The sequence below is a fragment of the Plantactinospora veratri genome, from assembly GCF_036421995.1.
Lineage (GTDB): Bacteria > Actinomycetota > Actinomycetes > Mycobacteriales > Micromonosporaceae > Plantactinospora > Plantactinospora veratri.
The window spans coordinates 392,910-409,191 of sequence record NZ_JAZGQL010000008.1; the positions used below are offsets into that span (position 1 = coordinate 392,910).

The 16,282-nt window shown below is 73.1% G+C and carries 15 protein-coding genes and 1 pseudogene; 1 reads left to right on the top strand and 15 read right to left on the bottom strand.

The window, feature by feature from the left end; all coding sequences use genetic code 11:
* Nucleotides 1-31 precede the first annotated feature (31 nt).
* The 5 genes from V1634_RS14000 to V1634_RS14020 all read right to left on the bottom strand — a co-directional run bounded on the left by V1634_RS14000 (nucleotide 32) and on the right by V1634_RS14020 (nucleotide 4,308).
* On the bottom strand, nucleotides 32-1,012 hold the full coding sequence (locus V1634_RS14000; protein ID WP_331208215.1) for an MBL fold metallo-hydrolase: 981 nt from the start codon (nucleotides 1,010-1,012) through the stop codon (nucleotides 32-34).
* Between the two features lie 237 nt (nucleotides 1,013-1,249).
* Nucleotides 1,250-2,113 (bottom strand): hypothetical protein, encoded by an 864-nt coding sequence (locus V1634_RS14005; RefSeq protein WP_331208216.1) that lies wholly within the window; start codon nucleotides 2,111-2,113, stop codon nucleotides 1,250-1,252.
* Complete coding sequence (locus V1634_RS14010; RefSeq protein WP_331208217.1) at nucleotides 2,113-2,691, bottom strand: RNA-binding protein; 579 nt, start codon at nucleotides 2,689-2,691, stop codon at nucleotides 2,113-2,115. Before V1634_RS14010 ends, V1634_RS14005 begins: the two co-directional genes overlap by 1 nt.
* Nucleotides 2,688-3,197, bottom strand: a complete 510-nt coding sequence (locus V1634_RS14015) for a SigE family RNA polymerase sigma factor (RefSeq protein ID WP_331208218.1) — start codon at nucleotides 3,195-3,197, stop codon at nucleotides 2,688-2,690. The genes V1634_RS14010 and V1634_RS14015 overlap by 4 nt, the downstream gene beginning before the upstream one ends.
* A gap of 85 nt (nucleotides 3,198-3,282) precedes the next feature.
* Nucleotides 3,283-4,308 carry a PQQ-dependent sugar dehydrogenase gene (locus V1634_RS14020; protein ID WP_331208219.1) on the bottom strand — a complete coding sequence of 342 codons (1,026 nt, stop codon included), beginning with the start codon at nucleotides 4,306-4,308 and terminating at the stop codon, nucleotides 3,283-3,285.
* Between the two features lie 292 nt (nucleotides 4,309-4,600).
* Here V1634_RS14020 and V1634_RS14025 point away from each other — a divergent pair, with 292 nt between their 5' ends.
* A complete protein-coding gene (locus V1634_RS14025; protein WP_331208220.1) occupies nucleotides 4,601-5,206 on the top strand; it encodes a TetR/AcrR family transcriptional regulator in 606 nt (201 codons plus the stop codon).
* A 233-nt stretch (nucleotides 5,207-5,439) separates the two neighbouring features.
* On the opposite strand, the gene V1634_RS14030 is transcribed toward V1634_RS14025, so the two are convergent.
* The 10 genes and pseudogenes from V1634_RS14030 to accA form a co-directional block, all read right to left on the bottom strand.
* On the bottom strand, nucleotides 5,440-6,531 hold the full coding sequence (locus V1634_RS14030) for a GDSL-type esterase/lipase family protein (RefSeq protein ID WP_331208221.1): 1,092 nt from the start codon (nucleotides 6,529-6,531) through the stop codon (nucleotides 5,440-5,442).
* Between the two features lie 302 nt (nucleotides 6,532-6,833).
* The gene (locus V1634_RS14035; protein WP_331208222.1) at nucleotides 6,834-8,255 is read right to left on the bottom strand and encodes a BNR repeat-containing protein; all 1,422 of its coding nucleotides are present in this window, start codon (nucleotides 8,253-8,255) and stop codon (nucleotides 6,834-6,836) included.
* Between the two features lie 117 nt (nucleotides 8,256-8,372).
* Nucleotides 8,373-8,687 (bottom strand): antibiotic biosynthesis monooxygenase family protein, encoded by a 315-nt coding sequence (locus V1634_RS14040; RefSeq protein WP_107267142.1) that lies wholly within the window; start codon nucleotides 8,685-8,687, stop codon nucleotides 8,373-8,375.
* Between the two features lie 31 nt (nucleotides 8,688-8,718).
* A complete protein-coding gene (locus V1634_RS14045) occupies nucleotides 8,719-9,975 on the bottom strand; it encodes a beta-ketoacyl synthase N-terminal-like domain-containing protein (protein ID WP_331208223.1) in 1,257 nt (418 codons plus the stop codon).
* Nucleotides 9,972-11,243 (bottom strand): beta-ketoacyl-[acyl-carrier-protein] synthase family protein, encoded by a 1,272-nt coding sequence (locus V1634_RS14050; RefSeq protein ID WP_331208224.1) that lies wholly within the window; start codon nucleotides 11,241-11,243, stop codon nucleotides 9,972-9,974. The genes V1634_RS14045 and V1634_RS14050 overlap by 4 nt, the downstream gene beginning before the upstream one ends.
* Nucleotides 11,244-11,350: 107 nt before the next feature.
* Nucleotides 11,351-11,752: pseudogene (locus tag V1634_RS14055) on the bottom strand (cupin domain-containing protein); the annotation flags it as partial.
* Nucleotides 11,745-12,557 carry an SRPBCC family protein gene (locus tag V1634_RS14060; protein ID WP_331208225.1) on the bottom strand — a complete coding sequence of 271 codons (813 nt, stop codon included), beginning with the start codon at nucleotides 12,555-12,557 and terminating at the stop codon, nucleotides 11,745-11,747. The gene V1634_RS14060 and the pseudogene V1634_RS14055, both read right to left, overlap by 8 nt.
* Nucleotides 12,554-13,981: an acetyl-CoA carboxylase biotin carboxylase subunit gene (locus V1634_RS14065; protein ID WP_331208226.1), complete on the bottom strand. Its 1,428-nt coding sequence runs from the start codon at nucleotides 13,979-13,981 to the stop codon at nucleotides 12,554-12,556. The genes V1634_RS14060 and V1634_RS14065 overlap by 4 nt, the downstream gene beginning before the upstream one ends.
* Before the next feature lie 19 nt (nucleotides 13,982-14,000).
* Nucleotides 14,001-14,552: an acetyl-CoA carboxylase biotin carboxyl carrier protein gene (gene accB / locus V1634_RS14070; protein ID WP_331208227.1), complete on the bottom strand. Its 552-nt coding sequence runs from the start codon at nucleotides 14,550-14,552 to the stop codon at nucleotides 14,001-14,003.
* On the bottom strand, nucleotides 14,549-16,282 hold the full coding sequence (gene accA, locus V1634_RS14075; protein WP_331208399.1) for an acetyl-CoA carboxylase carboxyl transferase subunit alpha: 1,734 nt from the start codon (nucleotides 16,280-16,282) through the stop codon (nucleotides 14,549-14,551). The genes accB and accA overlap by 4 nt, the downstream gene beginning before the upstream one ends.

Consider the following 16,282-nt stretch of genomic DNA (forward strand, 5'->3'; position numbering starts at 1 on the left):
TCTCCGACCCTGCCGGGTCTCGTCGATCGCCTCAGCCGAAGGTGTAGCCGGTCAGGTACTCCGGGACGACGATCCGGCTCCTCGGCGACGCCCTCCGGATCGCCGTGATCATCGCCTCGAAGCGCGGCCGGTCCGCCGGTGCGATCGGCGGCGGATTCCGCAGCGCGGTCTCGAAGTTGTCCCAGTGCACCGGTACCACTGTCTCCGGATAGTCCAGCGCGGCCAGCAGCCGGGGCAGGTATTCGTGGGTGGCGTCACTGGCGGCCATCGCGACCATCGCGATGTCGGGCCGCAGCCCGGCCACGTTCCGTTCCACGAAGTCGCTGGCGCCCATGAAGAAGACCGCCGGCCCGTTCCGGACCGTCACCTGGTAGGCCAGGGTGTCACCCTCGGGCAGGTCGGCCACGGTGGCCGGCTCCGCCGGGCGACTCAGCCGCAGCCCGGGGAGGCCGATCGAGTACGCGGCGTTCCGGCTGTGCAGCGAGGCGACCACCTCGACGGTGTAGTCACCGAAGTCGAGGACCTCGCCACCCTTGACCAGACCGAGCTGCCCGGACGGGATGCCGGAGGCCAACCCGAGCTGGTACGTCGTCATCGTGCCGAGCACCCGCGCCCCGGTCGTCGTCGCGATGTGCGGTACGTCGTTGAAGTGGTCCCAGTGCGAGTGGGTGACGAGTACCGTCTCGGGCCGGCCGACGTGTTCGTCGACGATGCCGGTGGCGACGGTCAGCGGGGTGGCCGGGTTCATCCCGCCCTCGAAGAGTCCGGTCCGGTACCGGCTCAGGTACGGGTCGACCAGTACCGTCCGGGAGCCGATGTCGATCCGCCAGCCGGCCGTACCGAACCAGCGGAACGTCGCGGCGGCGCCGCGAGCCCGCGGCCGGGTGGCAGCGGTCGGCCCCGGCCGTGCCGCCGCGACGGCCGGTGCCGCCGGCCCCGCTGCGGCGGCGGCGAGCCCGGTCGCGGCGGCGGTCCGGAGCAGGCCCCGGCGGTCGAGTCGAGCTTCGGGCATGGGTCTCCCCCTCCGTTCGGGCCCGGCCGGGCGTGCGGCGCCGGAGCAGCGCCGGCACGCCCGGTCGAGCGGTCGAGTGCCGAAACCCAACCACCGGCCGGTCCTCGCCGTCCAAGACCATCCGGCGGATCCGCCGATACGCGTTCCGATATCAGCCCTGGTCGCGGCGGGCGGGAGGGCGGTCACCGGCCCGGAAGAATCGTGCCGGCGCGGCGGACCGCCGACCGGGCGAGCGGCTCAGTACACTCCCCAGCGGTCCAGCTCGAAGCCACGTTCCGACTCGGCGGAGCCGACGGCGGTGTCGGCGACCGGGCCGGTGCCGATCACGTTGCCGGCGGTGTCGAGCGCCTCCAGGACGAGCTTCTCGGTCGACGGCACGACCAGCAGCGCCGCGTCGTCGGCGACCGCCGTCCGGGCCAGCTCCCGGCCGTCCCGGCTCGCGCGGATCTCCGCCGCTCCGACCGGACCGACCACGAGCAGGGTCCCGCCCTTGCGTCCGAGCGGTATGCCGAGCAGCGCCCGGGGGTCGGTCGGGTCCGTGTCGGTGGAGAAGTAGGCGAGCGGGCTGCCGAGCGAACCGTTCGGCCTGGGTCGGTCGTACCGGACGTTCACCATCCCGCTCCACCCGCCGCCGAGCAGCGGACCGGCGACCACCGCCGCGTCACCGTCGTACTCCCTGCCGGGTGTGCCGGCGGTCCGGCCACCCCAGACGAGGGACGGCAGGGCGAGGGCGTGGGTACGCAACGAGGAGTCCGCCTCGCGCAGGGCCGAGCGGGCGTGCGCGACGTCGGGGGTGCCCCGGGCCGCCGAGATCGTCTGATCGAGTAGCGCCTCGGTGAGTTCGCCTCGCAGCGCCGACCGCGGGGCGGGGAGTCGCTGCCGGACCACGCCGTCGCAGGTGATCTGCCACCACTCGTTCCGCAGCGTGTCGGGGGGGCGAAGCAGGTAGGAGCCGGTCGGCTCCGGGGTCCACGGCGGTGTCGGTGAGGTCAGCGTCGCCCGCGCGGCGGCGGCGAACCGGCACCCGTCCGGCACGATCGAGACGTGGTAGAGACCGCCCGCCCCGACCTCACTGCGGAGCGTGAGCTGCTCGTGGGGCATCAACCGGACGGAGACGGCCTCGACGCGGGAGGGGTCTCCCAGCACCTGTGGGGTGGCGCCCGCCCGGCCACCAGCCATCGCCCGACATGGGTCGATCGCTCCGGCGACTCCGGCTCCGCCCGGACGAAGGCGACGAAGGCGACCCGGTGCGGTCCGACGTCGTCGACGTAGAGCATCCTGATGTCCCGCATCGCCCCGGTGAGCTCGGCGAACCGGCCGGCGGCCTGCTCCTGCCGGACCTTCTGCGACAGCGCCGCGACATAGTCCCGGTCGGCGCCGAGCGCACCACGAGGCGGGGACTGCAGCAGCCGCTCGATCCAGGCCAGACGGGTCTCCTCCGGCGTGGCGGGCTTGGCGGTGGCGGTGCCACCGTCGGGAGTGCCGCGCCGGCCGAGACCGGTGCTGACGACGACGCCGGTGGCGGTGAGCACGGCGACCACCGCGAGACCGGCGGCGACCGCCCGCCGCCGCACGATCCGCCGGTGCCGGGCCAGCACCCGGGCGTACGGATCGGGTACCGGCCTTAGTTCCTCGGTCATCTCGGCCAACGTCCGCCGGACCTCCTCGTCGAGGCTCATCGCTCCGCTCCCATCACGTCCACGGCCTGCGGCGCCTGGCCCAGCGCCTCCCGGAGCCGGGCCAGTCCCCTGGACGCCCGGCTCTTCACCGAACCGACCGAACAGCCGAGCGTCCTGGCCACCTCCGCCTCCGGCAGGTCCGCCACGTACCGCAGCACGATCATGGCCCGGGTACGCCGGGGCAGCTCGTCCATTGCCTCGCGCAGCTCCTGGTGCTCCACCACCCGGTCCGCCACGTCCCGCCCCGGCCGGTCGGGCAGGATCGCGGTCAGCACCTCGACGGCCCGGTGGCGGCGCCACGCCGTGATGTGCTGGTTGGCGATCGCCCGACGCAGGTACGCCATGGGTTCGTCGATCCGCCGCCACCGTCGCATCGCCTTGACCAGGACGGTCTGCACGAGATCCTCCGCCTCCGGCGCCGACCCGGTCAGGTGGTACGCCACCCGCAACAGGTCCATGTAGCGCGTCTCGACGAACTCCCGGAAGCCGTCGTCGTCCACGGTCATCTGCTCTCCGCTTCTGTCAGCTATCCGAATGACCCGGAGCGGAGCGGAAAGGTTGAAGCACGGCGGTGGAAAACCGGCGGAGGACTCAGCCCTGGTTCACCTCGACCCGGAGGATACGGTCGTCGCCCGGCCGTGGGTCGGTGCCACCCCAGGTGGCGCGGTCGGTGTTCGACGTGACGATCCACAGTGCTCCGTCGGGGGCCACCTCCACGGTGCGGATCCGGCCGTGGTCGCCGACGAGGTGGGCGACGGGGTCGGCCGTCGCGGCCCCACCCTGGACGGGGAGCTGCCAGAGCCGCTGGCCGCCGAGCGCACCGATCCAGAGTGACCCCTCGGCGTACGCGACGCCGGACGGGCTCGCCTCGTCGGGGTGGAGCGTGGCGATCGGGGCTTCCCCGGTGGAGCCGGCGATCCCCTCGGTCTCCGGCCACCCGTAGTCGGCGCCCGCGCGGAGGACGTTCACCTCGTCCCAGGTGCGATGCCCGAGTTCCGATGCGTACGGCGTGCCGTCGGGTCCGAACGCGATGCCCTGGACGTTGCGGTGGCCGCTGGAGTAGATCGGAGACGGTCCCGGGTTGTCGCGGGGGACGGAGCCGTCGACCGCGATGCGGAGGATCTTGCCGTTGAGTGAGTCGTCGGCCGCGGCGTTCTCCGGTTCGAAAGCGTCGCCCGTGCCGATCCAGAGGTGGCCGTCCGGCCCGATGGCGATGCGGCCACCGTGGTGCCGGTCGGCGGTCTGGATGCCGTCGAGCAGTACCCGGTCGACGGTGAGCGCGCCGTAGTCGGCGGCGATGGTGAGCGCCACGATCCGGTTCTGGTCCGCTCCGGAGACCGATGCGAAGACCGTGCGATCGGTCGCGAACCCGGCGGAGGCGACGATGCCGAGAAGTCCCCCTTCCGAGCTGGCCCGCACCCCGGGTACGGTCCCGACCGGCTGCGGATCGCCGCCCCTGGCCGGGACGCGCAGGATCTCCCCGGTGATGCGCTCGGAGATCAGCGCCGACCCGTCGGGCAGGAAGGTGAGTCCCCACGGCGCGTCCAGGCCGGTCACCAGCTCGACCGGCTCGCCCAGGGTCGCGGTTCCGGCCGCCGGTGCGGTGCTCGGCTGCACCGCCCGAAGAGGTGTCCCCCTCGACTCGCCGGACGAGTCCGTGCATCCGCTCAGCGCTCCCGCGATCGACGCGGCGACGACCGCCCCGCGCCATCGCGAGCGCCGGTGCACGGCGGGTTTCCCCAGTTGGACGGCCATGGCCTCGGCTCCGACGTGCCGGTTTCGTCGAGACCTCGGACGAAGGCGTCGCGGGTCAGACCACTGCATGAGCTGCCTCCCCAGATATATGTACTATCTGTACACTACGGCCACGCACAGAAATGTACAACCAGTCCACAAACGGGGAGTTGGGATGTCCGAGACCGCTGCGACCCGACGGGGACGCGGCCGCCGACCGGCTGCCGAGGTGCGCGCCGCCGTACTCGCCGCGGCGGGGCGCCTGCTGTTGCGGGACGGCATGCGAGCGGTCACGTTCGACCGCGTCGCCACCGAGGCGGGCGCGAGCAAGATGACCCTCTACAAGTGGTGGCCGTCCCCGGGTGCGCTCGCGGCCGAGGCGTACTTCACGCAGAGCCGGAGCACGCTCGACTTCCCCGACACAGGTGATCTTCGCGCCGACCTGATCGCACAGCTCAGCGCCTTCGTTCGGCTACTGAAGGACGAAGGCGCGGAGAAGCCCGTCGCGGAACTCGTCGGCGCGGCCCAACTGGACCCCGCGCTCGCCCAGGCCTGGTCCGAAAGCTATGCGCTGCCCCGTCGCGAACTCGCCCGCACCCGCCTGCGGACCGCCCAGCGGCAGGGCCAGCTGCGCGAGGACGCCGATCTCGACATCATCGTCGACCAGCTCTGGGGTGCCTGCTACCACCGGCTGCTCGTGCTCAAGGTGGCGTTCGACGAGTCGATCGTCGCGCGGCTGGTCGACCACGCGCTCTACGGGGCGGCACCGCGGGCTTCCTGACGTTGCAAGGCGAGCAGGCCACCGCCGGTGCCCCGGACCGGTGCACCAGCGTGCCCGGACGACCCACCTGCCCGGACGACCCACCTGCCCGGACGACCCACCTGCCCCGGGTGCTGCTGCCCGGGACAGGTGGGTCGGGTCGAGGCGCCGGCGGGTCGCGATCGACCACGGTTCGGCTCGGACGAGGTCCGGCTGAGCGGTCCGGAACCGGTGCGCGGCGCCTCGCGCGGCGGTCAGCGGGCGGTGCAGCTCGGCGTGAGGCCGGCCCCGCTGCCGGTGCCCTGGAAGCCGAACTCCGTCGACTGCCCGGCGGCGATCCGTCCGTTGTGGCTCACGTTGCCGAACTGGACGGCGCCGCTGCTGCCGCTGCGCTGGGTGTTCCAGGCGTTGGTGATCGTGGTGCCGGACGGCAGGGTGGCGTCGACCGTCCAGCCGGTGGTGCCGGCGGATCCGGCGGTGACGCGTACGGTCGCGACGAAGCCGCCGGTCCAGGAGTTGAGCGAGACCGCGGCGGTGCAGCCGGTCGGCGGGTTCGTCGGCGGGTTGGTCGGCGGGTTCGTGGGACCACCGGTCGGCGGCGTGCCGGGCGTGCCGGTGGGGGTCGGGGTGGTGCCGCCGTCGGTGAGGCTGCCGGGCACCGCCAGGAGGGCGTTGTACCAGGTCGTGGCCATCTTGCTGTAGCCGGTCGCGTTCGGGTGTACGCCGTCGGCCAGGTCGGCGGCGGTGAGCGCGGCGTACATGTTGACCAGGTACACCTGTCGACCGGCGTTCGCCCGGGTCTGCACGATCTGCGGTATGGCGGCGTTGAAGCTACGCACCTGTGCGTCGGTACTCGCCGACCCGGCCGGGACGATGGTGGCGACGAAGAGCTTCGCCTCCGGTGCGGTGGTGGTGATCCGGTCGATCAGTGCGGCCAGCCGGTTCGGTGCGTTGGGCAGGTCCCGGTTCTGGAAGATGTCGTTGGTGCCGATGTGCAGCAGGATGGTGCGCGGCTGGTAGGTGTTGAGCCAGTTCACGATGTTGGCGTCGATCTGGTCGATCCGCCAGCCGGAGTGGCCCTCGTGGTCGCGGTCGCCGAGGCTGGCCGGGCCGTTCGCCTGGGAACCGACGAAGTCGACGGTGTAGCCGCCGGCCACCACCTTCTGCCACAGGTCGATCCGGTACCCGCCCGGCACGTTGAAGCCGTCGGTGATCGAGTCCCCGAGTGGCAGTACCCGGACCCCGGCCGCCGCCTCCACCCGCTGGCCGGAGTGCAGCAGGATCGCGACGGTCACCAGTACGACCGCCAGCAGTGCGCCGGCACACCGACGTGTGGTCGTCGACATGGGACCCACCTTCCAATGCATCCACAATCTTCGATTGAATCTATTGAAGGGTCAGGCCCGGAACCGGGACGGCCGGACGCAGATCTGAGCGGCGAACGCGCCCCCAGGTGCGCCGAACGGGCGAGCGGACCCTCCGCGCCGGGCGGCGTACGGTGACCCGGCACCGGCCCCGATCCTCCCCGGCGGCCGGCCGTCGCCGCCCCGGAGCCGTCCGGATCCGTCCGGATCCGTCCGGATCCGTCCGGAGCCAGGCGGAGCCGCCCGGCGTCGCCGGGTCGCCCCGGTGCCTGCCGGGCCGGGTATCAGCCGAGCCGGAAGTCGACCACCCGGATCGGCGAGGGTGTCGTGCCGCTGGAGGCGCGTTGGTAGAGGACGGAGAGCACGCCGTCGCCCTCCACCCGGGTCCGGTCCACGATCACCTCGCCGAAGGCGTTCAGCCCGGCGCCGTCGAAGCGTACGGTCCAGTCGGTGTAGCCGCTGGCGCGGCTGGCGGTGACGATCCGGCCGTACGGCAGCACCACGTAGGCGTTGTCGGCCGCGTCGAGCACGATCTGGGACCGGCCGGTCGCGTTCAACGGCACCGGGATCTCGGTCTTGCGCCAGACTCCGGAGGAGTTGCGGAAGAGGTGGAATGCCCGGCCGTTCGCCCGGCGCGCCGAGGCGTACGACGTGACGCAGGAGGTGAACCGGCCGGGTACGTAGCTGATGATCACGTGCGGGTTGCCGGTCGAGTCGACGTCCTGGCTCTCCTGGTTGATGAGCCCGTAGTTCGGCGGCAACGGGTCGACCACCAGTCCCGGGCTGGAGATCGACACCAGGTTGCCCGAGTTGGTGGTCCCGACCACCGCACCGGCGTTGTTGCGCCAGGTCCGGCCCTGGTCGTCGCTGTAGAGGTAGCCGGTGTCGTGATTGGTCAGGCCGCCGCTGTCGCAGGTGACCGCGGAGTTGCCCTCCCGCCAGGTGAAGGCGGCGTGCAACCGGCCGCCGGGACCGTAGGTCAGGCCGTGCAGGTACATGTTCCGGGTGGTGCTGGTGGCGCCGTTCGCGCTGTACGAGCCGGTCGCCGACTGCCAGCGGCCGAGCCTGCGCCAGGTGGAGCCGTCGTACTCGGCGAGTTCGTTGGTGCCGTTGCCGGAGCGTCCGGTCCGGTAGCTGAACTGGAGCCGGTTGCCGGGCGCGACCCGGAACTGCGGGTACGTCATCGCGCCCAGTCCGACCCCGTCCAGGCTGCGCTGCACGGCGCCGAACCGGCCGGCCTCCCAGCTCCGCGAGCCCGGCGCGGAGACCAGCCCGGCCTCGGACCTCAGGTAGTAGATCTCGCTGTCGTGGGTGTCCATCGCGACGTGCAGCCGGCCGTCGCCGGGTGAGATGCCGAGCGCGATGGAGTTGTGCGAGTCGTTGGTGCTCAACCGGTGCGACAGCTGGAGGGTCTGCCACGCCCCGGACGGCAACTGCCGGCGGGCGAGCACCGCGTTCCGGGTCGAGGTGTACCAGGCCGCGTACTGGTAGCCGGCGTGGCTGACGATGCCGTCGCCGTACGAGTTGTTGTTGACCAGGCCGTCGTAGGAGACGAAGTAGAGCGCGGTGGGATCGAGCTGGGTGTCGCCGAGCCGGGTCACCCCCGGGGCCGCCGCGACGGCCGGGGCCGGCGGAACCAGCGCGGCGACGACCCCGACGACGAGTGATGCCGCCAACGCGGCCCGGCGGGAGGACGGGGCGGGCATGGCTTCTCCCTCGCGCCGGGCGCCACCGGCGCTCCCAGATGAATGGATTCAACTTACATCCAACTCCATCGATCTGGAAGCCGTCCGGCGCGCCGGCCCGCTCGAGCGGGTCCGGCGTCAGGAGCGGCGGGCCGAGGTCTCCTCCCGAACCACGAACCGGATCGACCTGGCCTCGGTGATGCAGGCGCGCAGCGGCGCCGCCAGCTCACGGTGCCCCGGGCTGCGCTCCCACGCCTCGAAGTCGGCCAGCGACGCCCACTCGCTGGTGATCAGCCACTGCTCGGAATCGCTCGACGCCTCGCAGACCTGGTCCACCAGATGCCCCGGCACCCCCTCGGCGACCTGGTAGCGGATCTGCTCGTACGCCTTCAGGAAGTCCTCGGTGCGCTCACGCGGCACCCGGATCAGGAACAGCACCCTTGCCTTCGACATCGCCCCGTCCTCCTCTCCGCTCTCCACCGGCCTACGCCGGGCCGCGCCGGACCACCACGGCGCTGTTGAAACCGTCGAACCCGCGCGCCCCGACCAGGGCCACGTCCACCCGCCGGGATCCGGACTCCCGGACGAAGTCCAGCTCGCAGCCGGGCGCCGGCCGGTCCAGCCCGGCCGTCGGCGGCAGCACCCCGTGCCGGAGGCTGAGCAGCGCGGTCGCCACGTCCAGCGCCGCCCCGCCCTGGTGTGCCCGACCGATCAGCGGCTTCTGGGTGGTCACCGGCGGCGGCCGCGTCCCGAAGACCGCCCGGAGCGCCTCGGCCTCGCTGCGGTCGTACCGGGAGACGCCGAGCGCGTCCGGGAAGACCACGTCGACCTCGGTCGGCCGCACACCGGCCCGGTCGAGGGCGAGCCGCATCGCCCGGGCGTACTGCGCCGGGTCACCGGCGGCACGCCGGTCGGTGTGCCGGGCGTCGTGGCTGGCGCCCCAGCCGGCGACCTCGGCATAGCCGCGCACCCCCCGGGCACGGGCGTGGGCCAGATCCTCCACCACGAAGACCGCCCCGCCCTCCCCCGGCACGTAACCGCTGGCCGCCACGTCGAACGGCCGGTACGCCAACGCCGGCTCCGGACAGGTGCTCAGCAGTCCGCCCCGGAGCTGGCAGGTCAGCGCGTACGGGCTCAACGGGCACTCGGTGCCGCCGGCCAGCACCACCGGAGTACCGCGCCGGACCATCCGTGCGGCGTGGGCGAGGCTGTCCAGCCCACCGGCGGACTCGGCGGCCAGCACCCCGCACGGGCCCTTGAACTGGTGCCGGATCGAGAGCTGGCCGACGCTCGCCGCGTAGAACCAGGCGATCGACTGGTACGCCCCGACGGTCCGCGCCGGGCCGCGCCAGAGCCGTTGCAGTTCCCGCTGCCCGAACAGGTTGCCGCCGGAGGAACTGGCCAGGGTCACCGCGTACCCGTAGGGGTCGTCGGCCGTCTCCGGCAGCCCGGCGTCGGCGAGCGCGAGCCGGGCCGCCGCGAACCCGAGGTGCGTCCACCGGTCGGTCTGCACCAACTGCCGGCTGTCGGCGTAGTGCAGCGCGTCGAAGTCGGCCACCTCGCCGGCGAGTCGGCTGGGATAGCGCTCCGGGTCGAAGAGGGTGATCGGGCCGATCCGGTTCTGCCCGGCCAGTACGCACTTCCAGTGCGCCTCCGCGCCGATCCCGCTCGGCGCCACCACACCGATACCGGTGATCACGGCCCGGCGCCGCGATCCGTCCCCACCCGCCCGCCCGGTCACCGGTCCGGCCCGTCGAACCGGGTGAAGACCATCGCCGACTGGAAGCCGCCGAAGCCGCTGCCGACGGAGAGGGCGACCCGCACCGGCAGTTCCCGGGCGGTGTTCGGGATGTAGTCGAGGTCGCACTCGTCGTCCCGGTTGGCCCAGTTGGCCGTCGGCGGCACCACCCCGTGCGCGATGGCCAACGCGCAGGCCGCCATCTCGATCGCGCCGATCGCACCGAGCGAGTGCCCGACCATCGACTTGATCGAGCTGATCGGCACCCCGTACGCCGCCGGACCGAGCGCCCGTTTGAAGGCCGCCGTCTCGTGCCGGTCGTTCTGCCGGGTACCCGAGCCGTGCGCGCTGACGTACGACACGTCGGCCGGGTCGCACCGGGCCTGCGCCATCGCGTCGTCGATGGCCAGCGCCATCTCGACACCGTCGGGACGCAGCCCGGTCATGTGGTAGCCGTTGCTCCGGTTGGCGTAACCGGCCGCCTCGCAGTAGATCCGCGCCCCGCGCCGCCGGGCGTGCTCCGCCTCCTCCAGGACCAGCACCGCGGCCCCCTCGGCGAGGACGAACCCGTGCCGGTCCCGGTCGAACGGCCGCGAGGCGTGCGCCGGATCGTCGTTGTCCGGAGTGGTCGCCTTGATCGCGTCGAACGAGGCGACCGTGACCGGCGAGATCGGACTGTCCGAGGCGCCGGCCAGCACCACGTCCGCCTCGTCGTCCTCGATCAGTTGCTGACCGTAGCCGATCGCGTCGATCCCGGAGGTGCAGCCGGTGGAGACCACCTGGGCCGGACCGTGCACGCCGTGCCGGCAGGCGACGTCGGCGGCGAGGCTGCTCGGCATCAGCGCCTGGTAGAGGAACGGGCCGGCCCGGTTCGGATCCACCAACCAGTCCGCACCGGAGTCGCTGACCTGCACGTACTCCCGTTCCAGCAGCATGGTGCCGCCCACCGCCGAGCCGAGCACCACTCCGGTGCGCTCCCGCGTGGCGTCGGTCAGCTCCAGTCCGCCGTCCGCCAGCGCCTCGATCGACGCGGCGAGCGCGAACTGGACGTACCGGTCGGCGCGCTGCCGCTCGACGACGCCCAGTCCGGCGCGGACCGGGTCGAAGTCGCACTCGGCGGCCACCTGCGAACGGAACGGCGACGGGTCGAAGAAGCTGATCCGTCGGGTCGCCGTGCGGCCGGCGGTGATGGTCGCCCAGAACTCGTCCCGGGTCGCCCCGCCGGGCGCGACCACTCCGATCCCGGTCACCACGGCACGGCGCCGGGTCACGGGCCGGCCTCCGGCCCGCCGGCCACCGCGCCCGCCGCCGCCCGGTCCGCGCCATCCTGCCGCGTCACCGGTACGCCGGTCCCGGATCGACCGGCTCCCGAGGCGGCGGCGGACGGCTCGGTGGTGGACGGCTCGGTGTCGACGTGCCCGAGTTCCGGGCGTGGGGCCAACGGTCCGAGCTGGAAAACCACCTCGGCGGGCTCGTCGGCCACGTTGCGCAGCCGATGCCGGACGTTCACCGCCACGTACAGCGCCTCCCCGGTGCCGACCGGCACCGGCTCGTCGTCCAGGTCCACCACGATCGCACCCCGGGCGACGTAGAGAAACTCCTCGCTGTACGGGTGGTAGTGCTCGGCGATCCGCTCACCGGGGGCGAGGTTCGCCACCCCCAGGAAACCCGATCCGCTGCCCACCGTGCGGGGGCCGAGCAGTACCCGGATCTCGCCACCCCGGCGGCGGTCCGGGGCGATGTCGCGGGCAGCCACCAACCGGCGGCCCGGCTCACTCATCGCCGACCCCGGCCGGTGCCGGCGCGGCCCCCTCCATCTCGGCGGCGATCCGCTCGATCTTGTCCCGGATGATGTCCAGCTGGATCCGGCTGTTCGCGTTGATCCGGTCGGTCATCTGGGCGGTGCTCACCGGTGCCGTCGGACGCATCTCGAAGTCCTGGGTCCAGGTCATCCGGGTACCGCCCGGCGCCTCCGCGTAGCGCCAGTGGATCCGCATGTACTCGAAGGGCCCGGTCTCCACCCGGTGCGCGTGCACCTCCCGGCGGACCGGATCGGCGGTACGCTCGCTGACCCAGCTCCAGGTGACCCCGTTCTCGTCCGGATACATGGTCAACCGGAACCGTACGGTGTCGCCGCTCCGCTCGATGATCTCCACCGACTGGTACTCGGTGAAGAGCCCGGTCCAGCCCGCGACGTCGTTGGTCAGGTCCCACACCAGCGGCAACGGGGCGGCGATCAGCACACTGTTCTCGGTGTGACCCGGCCGACCGGCCCCGCCGGGGACATCCCTCGGCTCGCTCTGCCGAGCCACCAGTTCGGCCACCTCCGCGACGCTGAGCCGCCCGGCCTCCTCCGGAAGCTGGACCCGGTAGCGGTCCGCGACCACCGCCTGAAGTTCGAGCAGCGCGAGCGAGTCCATCCCGAGTTCCTCCAGGGAGGCGCCGGGGGCGGCGGCCGTCGCGTCGGCGTCCAGCCCGCAGTGCCGGACCAGGATCGCGGTGATCTCCGCCGCCGTCACCGGCGACGGCACCGGCTCCCGCTGGGTCGGCCCGGTCAACGCCGGTTCCTCGTGCCTGACACTCATCTGGTCCTCCTCGGAAGGTTGGCGGTGCTGGACGGGGCGGCGCAACGGGCCTGGTCCCGGTCGGCCGGCGAGTCGGCGCTGCCGAGCAGCCGGTCGACCAGCCCGGTCGAGTACCGGCCCTTGCGGAAACCCGGGTCGTCGAGCACCCGGCGCAGGAACGGGATGGTGGTGCGTACGCCGGGCCCGTCGACGTCGAACTCGTACAGCGCCCGCTCCATCCGGCCGAGCGCCAGATCCCGGTCGGGTGCCCAGACCACCACCTTGGCGAGCAGCGAGTCGTAGTACGGCCCGACCAGATAGCCGGGATAGCCGTGCGTGTCGACCCGGGTGAACGGCCCGCTCGGCGGGACGAACCTGTTCAGCCGGCCGGGGGTGGGCGCGAACCCCCGGTCGGGGTCCTCCACGTTGACCCGGCACTCCACCGCGACGCCGGAGATCCGCACGTCGGACTGGCGCAGCCGCAGTGGCACCCCGGCGGCGATGTGCAGTTGCTCGTGCACCAGGTCGATCCCGGTGATCATCTCGGTGACCGGATGTTCGACCTGGATCCGGCAGTTCACCTCGATGAACGAGAAACGTTCGGCCTCGTCGACCAGGAACTCGAAGGTTCCGGCCCCGGTGTAGCCGGCCCGCAGCGCGCCGCGCAGCGCGGACTCGGCGAGCGCGTCGAGGGTACCGGCCGACAGGGCCGGCGCCGGGCCCTCCTCGACCAGCTTCTGGTGCCGGCGCTGCACCGAGCAGTCCCGGGTGCCGAGGTGTACGCCGTTGCCGTACCCGTCACAGAGCACCTGCACCTCGACATGGCGGGCGTGTGTGAGGTACCGCTCGACGTAGACCCGGTCGTCGCCGAAGACCGTCTGCGCGGCGATCCTGGTCTTCTCGTACGCCGTGCCGAACTCGTCGGCGGACCGGACCACGGTCATCCCGCGTCCGCCACCTCCGGCGGCGCACTTGATGATCACCGGGTAGCCGATCTCGTCGGCGATCTCCCGCGCCCGCGCCGCCGTGCCGACCGTGGCCAGGCTGCCCGCCGGCAGCGGCAGACCGGCGTCCCGCATCAGCGCCCGGGCCCGTGCCTTGTCGCCGAGGGCGAGCATCACCTCCGGCGGGGGTCCGATGAAGACGAGCCCGTTGTCGGCGCAGATCTCGGCGAAGTCGGCGTCCTCGGAGAGGAACCCGTAACCCGGGTGCACGGCCTGCGCCCCGGTCCGGCGGGCCGCCTCGACGATGGCGGCGGCGTTGCGGTAGCTCTGCCGGCCCTCCGGCGGCCCGATGCAGACCGCCTCGTCGGCCAGCCGGACGACGGCCGAGTCCCGGTCCGCGACCGAGTACACCGCCACGGTACGTACGCCCAGCTCCCGGCAGGCCCGGGCGACCCGGAGCGCGATCTCGCCACGATTGGCGATCAGGATCTTCTCGAACACCGCCGCACCGTCCTGGAAGTCACGCGGGTAGCAGGGCGATCAGTGGCTGCCCGAACTCGACCGGCTCGCCGTCCCGGACGAGTACCTCGGCGACCCGGCCGGGCTGGTCGGCGACCACTTCGTTCATCAGCTTCATCGCCTCGACGATGCAGACCACCTGACCGGGCTCCACCTTGTCGCCGACCTCGACGAACGGGGCAGCACCGGGCTCGGCGGCCTGGTAATAGGTGCCGACCATCGGCGCGGACACGGTCCGTCGGCCGGCACCGTCGTCCTCGGCGGGTCGGCTGGCACGGTTGGCGGCGTCGGCCGGAGCGGCGGCGGCGAGGCCGGCCGGGGTGTGCCCGGCCGGTCCGCCCGGTTCCGCCGAACCGGGCGGGCCGTGCCACTCGATCTCCAGCACGGTGTCACCGCTGCGCAGGTGGAGCCGGCGTACCGGCCCGGCCGTCTCGGACAGCAGCCGGCCCGCCTGCCGGCACAGCTCGGCGAGTTCGCCGTCGGCCCGCTCTTCCGTCTCCGGTCCTACCGGTCCGGTCGGGCCCGGCTGTCCGGGAAGAGTCGCGGCGGTCACTCGGGACCCGCTTCCGAGCGCAGCACGCTGGCCGCACCGCCGTACCCGCGGAACCGCCGCCGGCGACGCCGGACCAGCTCCCCGGCGGGTACGTCGAGCAGCGGCCCGAGGTTCTCCAGCAGCGCCCGACGCAGCGACCGGGCCGCCCCGACGGGATCCCGGTGCGCGCCACCGGGCGGCTCGGCGACGATCTCGTCGGCGACCCCGAGCCGCAGCAGGTCGGGTGCGGTGAGCCGGAGCGCGTCGGCGGCCCGGGGCACGGCGGCCCGGTCGTGCCAGAGGATCGCGGCGCAGCCCTCCGGGCTGATCACCGAGTAGACCGCGTTGCGCAGCATGAGCACCCGGTCCGCCACCGCCAGCGCGAGTGCCCCGCCGCTGCCTCCCTCGCCGATGATGACCGCGACGACCGGGGTCGGCAGCCCGGTCATCACGAGGATGCTGTCGGCGATCGCGGCGGCCTGGCCCTGCTGCTCCGCCTCGACCCCCGGGTAGGCGCCCGGGGTGTCGATCAGGGTCACCACCGGCAGGCCCAGGTTGGCGGCGAGCCGCATCACCCGGATCGCCTTGCGGTAGCCGGCCGGGCTGGCCATGCCGAAGTTGCGGGCCCGCAGTTCCCGGGGCTGGTGTCCCTTCTGGTGCCCGACCACCGCGACGTACCGGTCGCCGAGCCGGGCCAGCCCGGCGACGACCGCCGCGCAGTCGACGCCGAGCCGGTCACCGTGCAGCTCGACGAAGCCGTCGAAGGCGGTGGCCAGGTAGTCCAGCGTGGTGGGTCGGCCGGCGTGTCGGGCGGACCGGACGATCCGCCAGGCATCGGTCCGGTCGTCCGGGCCGGGCGGCGGCAGTGCTCCGGTCGGGCGTTCCGGATCCGGTGTGGCCGCCGTGCCGGACGGACGGTCCGGGGGCGGCGCGACGGCGGCGAGCAGCCAGCGCAGCCTGGCCCGCAACGCCCGTCGCTGCACCACCATGTCGACCTGGCCGTGCCGGAGCAGGAAGTCGGTGGTCTGGAAGTCGGGCGGCAGCGTCTGCCGGATGGTCTCCCGGATCACCCGGGGGCCGGCGAAGCCCAGCCGGGAACCGGTCTCGGCCAGCACGATGTCCGTGCAGGTCGCGAAGGACGCGGCCACTCCGCCGTAGGTGGGGTCGGTGACCAGGCTGACGGTCAGCAGTCCCGCCTCGCGCAGCGCGGCGATCGCCTGGCTGATCGTCGCCATCTGCATCAGCGCCAGCACGCCCTCCTGCATCCGGGCGCCACCGGAGGCGGTGACCAGGAGCAGTGGCAGGCGGTTGGCCAGGGCGTGCTCGGCGGCCTGGGTGATCAGCTCACCGGTGACCGAGCCCAGGCTGCCGCCGAGGAACCGGAAGTCCATCACGGCGAGCACCAGGCCGTACCCGCCGAGCGTCGCCGTACCGCAGAGGACCGCCTCGGCCAGGCCGGTCTCCGCGCGGGCGGCGGCGAGCCGCTGCGGGTACGGCACCGAGTCGACGAACCCGATCGGGTCGACCTGGGTGACCGGGCCGGGCAACGGCCGGAACGTGTCCCGGTCGACGAGCTGGGCGATCCGCTCGGGAGCGTCCAGCCGGCGGTGGTCCCCACACTCCGGGCAGACGTCGAGGTTGCGCCGCAGCCGCTTGCGGTAGAGCAGCGCCGGGCAGGAACGGCAGCGGATCCAGGGCTGCTGGTCGAGTTCGGCGTACCCGCCGCGGCGCACGATCGTGCCGGCCGGCAT

Coding starts and splice junctions, on each gene's coding strand:
- V1634_RS14000 (WP_331208215.1), bottom strand. CDS start 1,012: ATGCCCGAAGCTCGACTCGACCGCCGGGGCCTGCTCCGGACCGCCGCC.
- V1634_RS14005 (WP_331208216.1), bottom strand. CDS start 2,113: ATGCCCCACGAGCAGCTCACGCTCCGCAGTGAGGTCGGGGCGGGCGGT.
- V1634_RS14010 (WP_331208217.1), bottom strand. CDS start 2,691: ATGAGCCTCGACGAGGAGGTCCGGCGGACGTTGGCCGAGATGACCGAG.
- V1634_RS14015 (WP_331208218.1), bottom strand. CDS start 3,197: ATGACCGTGGACGACGACGGCTTCCGGGAGTTCGTCGAGACGCGCTAC.
- V1634_RS14025 (WP_331208220.1), top strand. CDS start 4,601: ATGTCCGAGACCGCTGCGACCCGACGGGGACGCGGCCGCCGACCGGCT.
- V1634_RS14030 (WP_331208221.1), bottom strand. CDS start 6,531: ATGTCGACGACCACACGTCGGTGTGCCGGCGCACTGCTGGCGGTCGTA.
- V1634_RS14035 (WP_331208222.1), bottom strand. CDS start 8,255: ATGCCCGCCCCGTCCTCCCGCCGGGCCGCGTTGGCGGCATCACTCGTC.
- V1634_RS14040 (WP_107267142.1), bottom strand. CDS start 8,687: ATGTCGAAGGCAAGGGTGCTGTTCCTGATCCGGGTGCCGCGTGAGCGC.
- V1634_RS14060 (WP_331208225.1), bottom strand. CDS start 12,557: ATGAGTGTCAGGCACGAGGAACCGGCGTTGACCGGGCCGACCCAGCGG.
- accA (WP_331208399.1), bottom strand. CDS start 16,282: ATGCCGGCCGGCACGATCGTGCGCCGCGGCGGGTACGCCGAACTCGAC.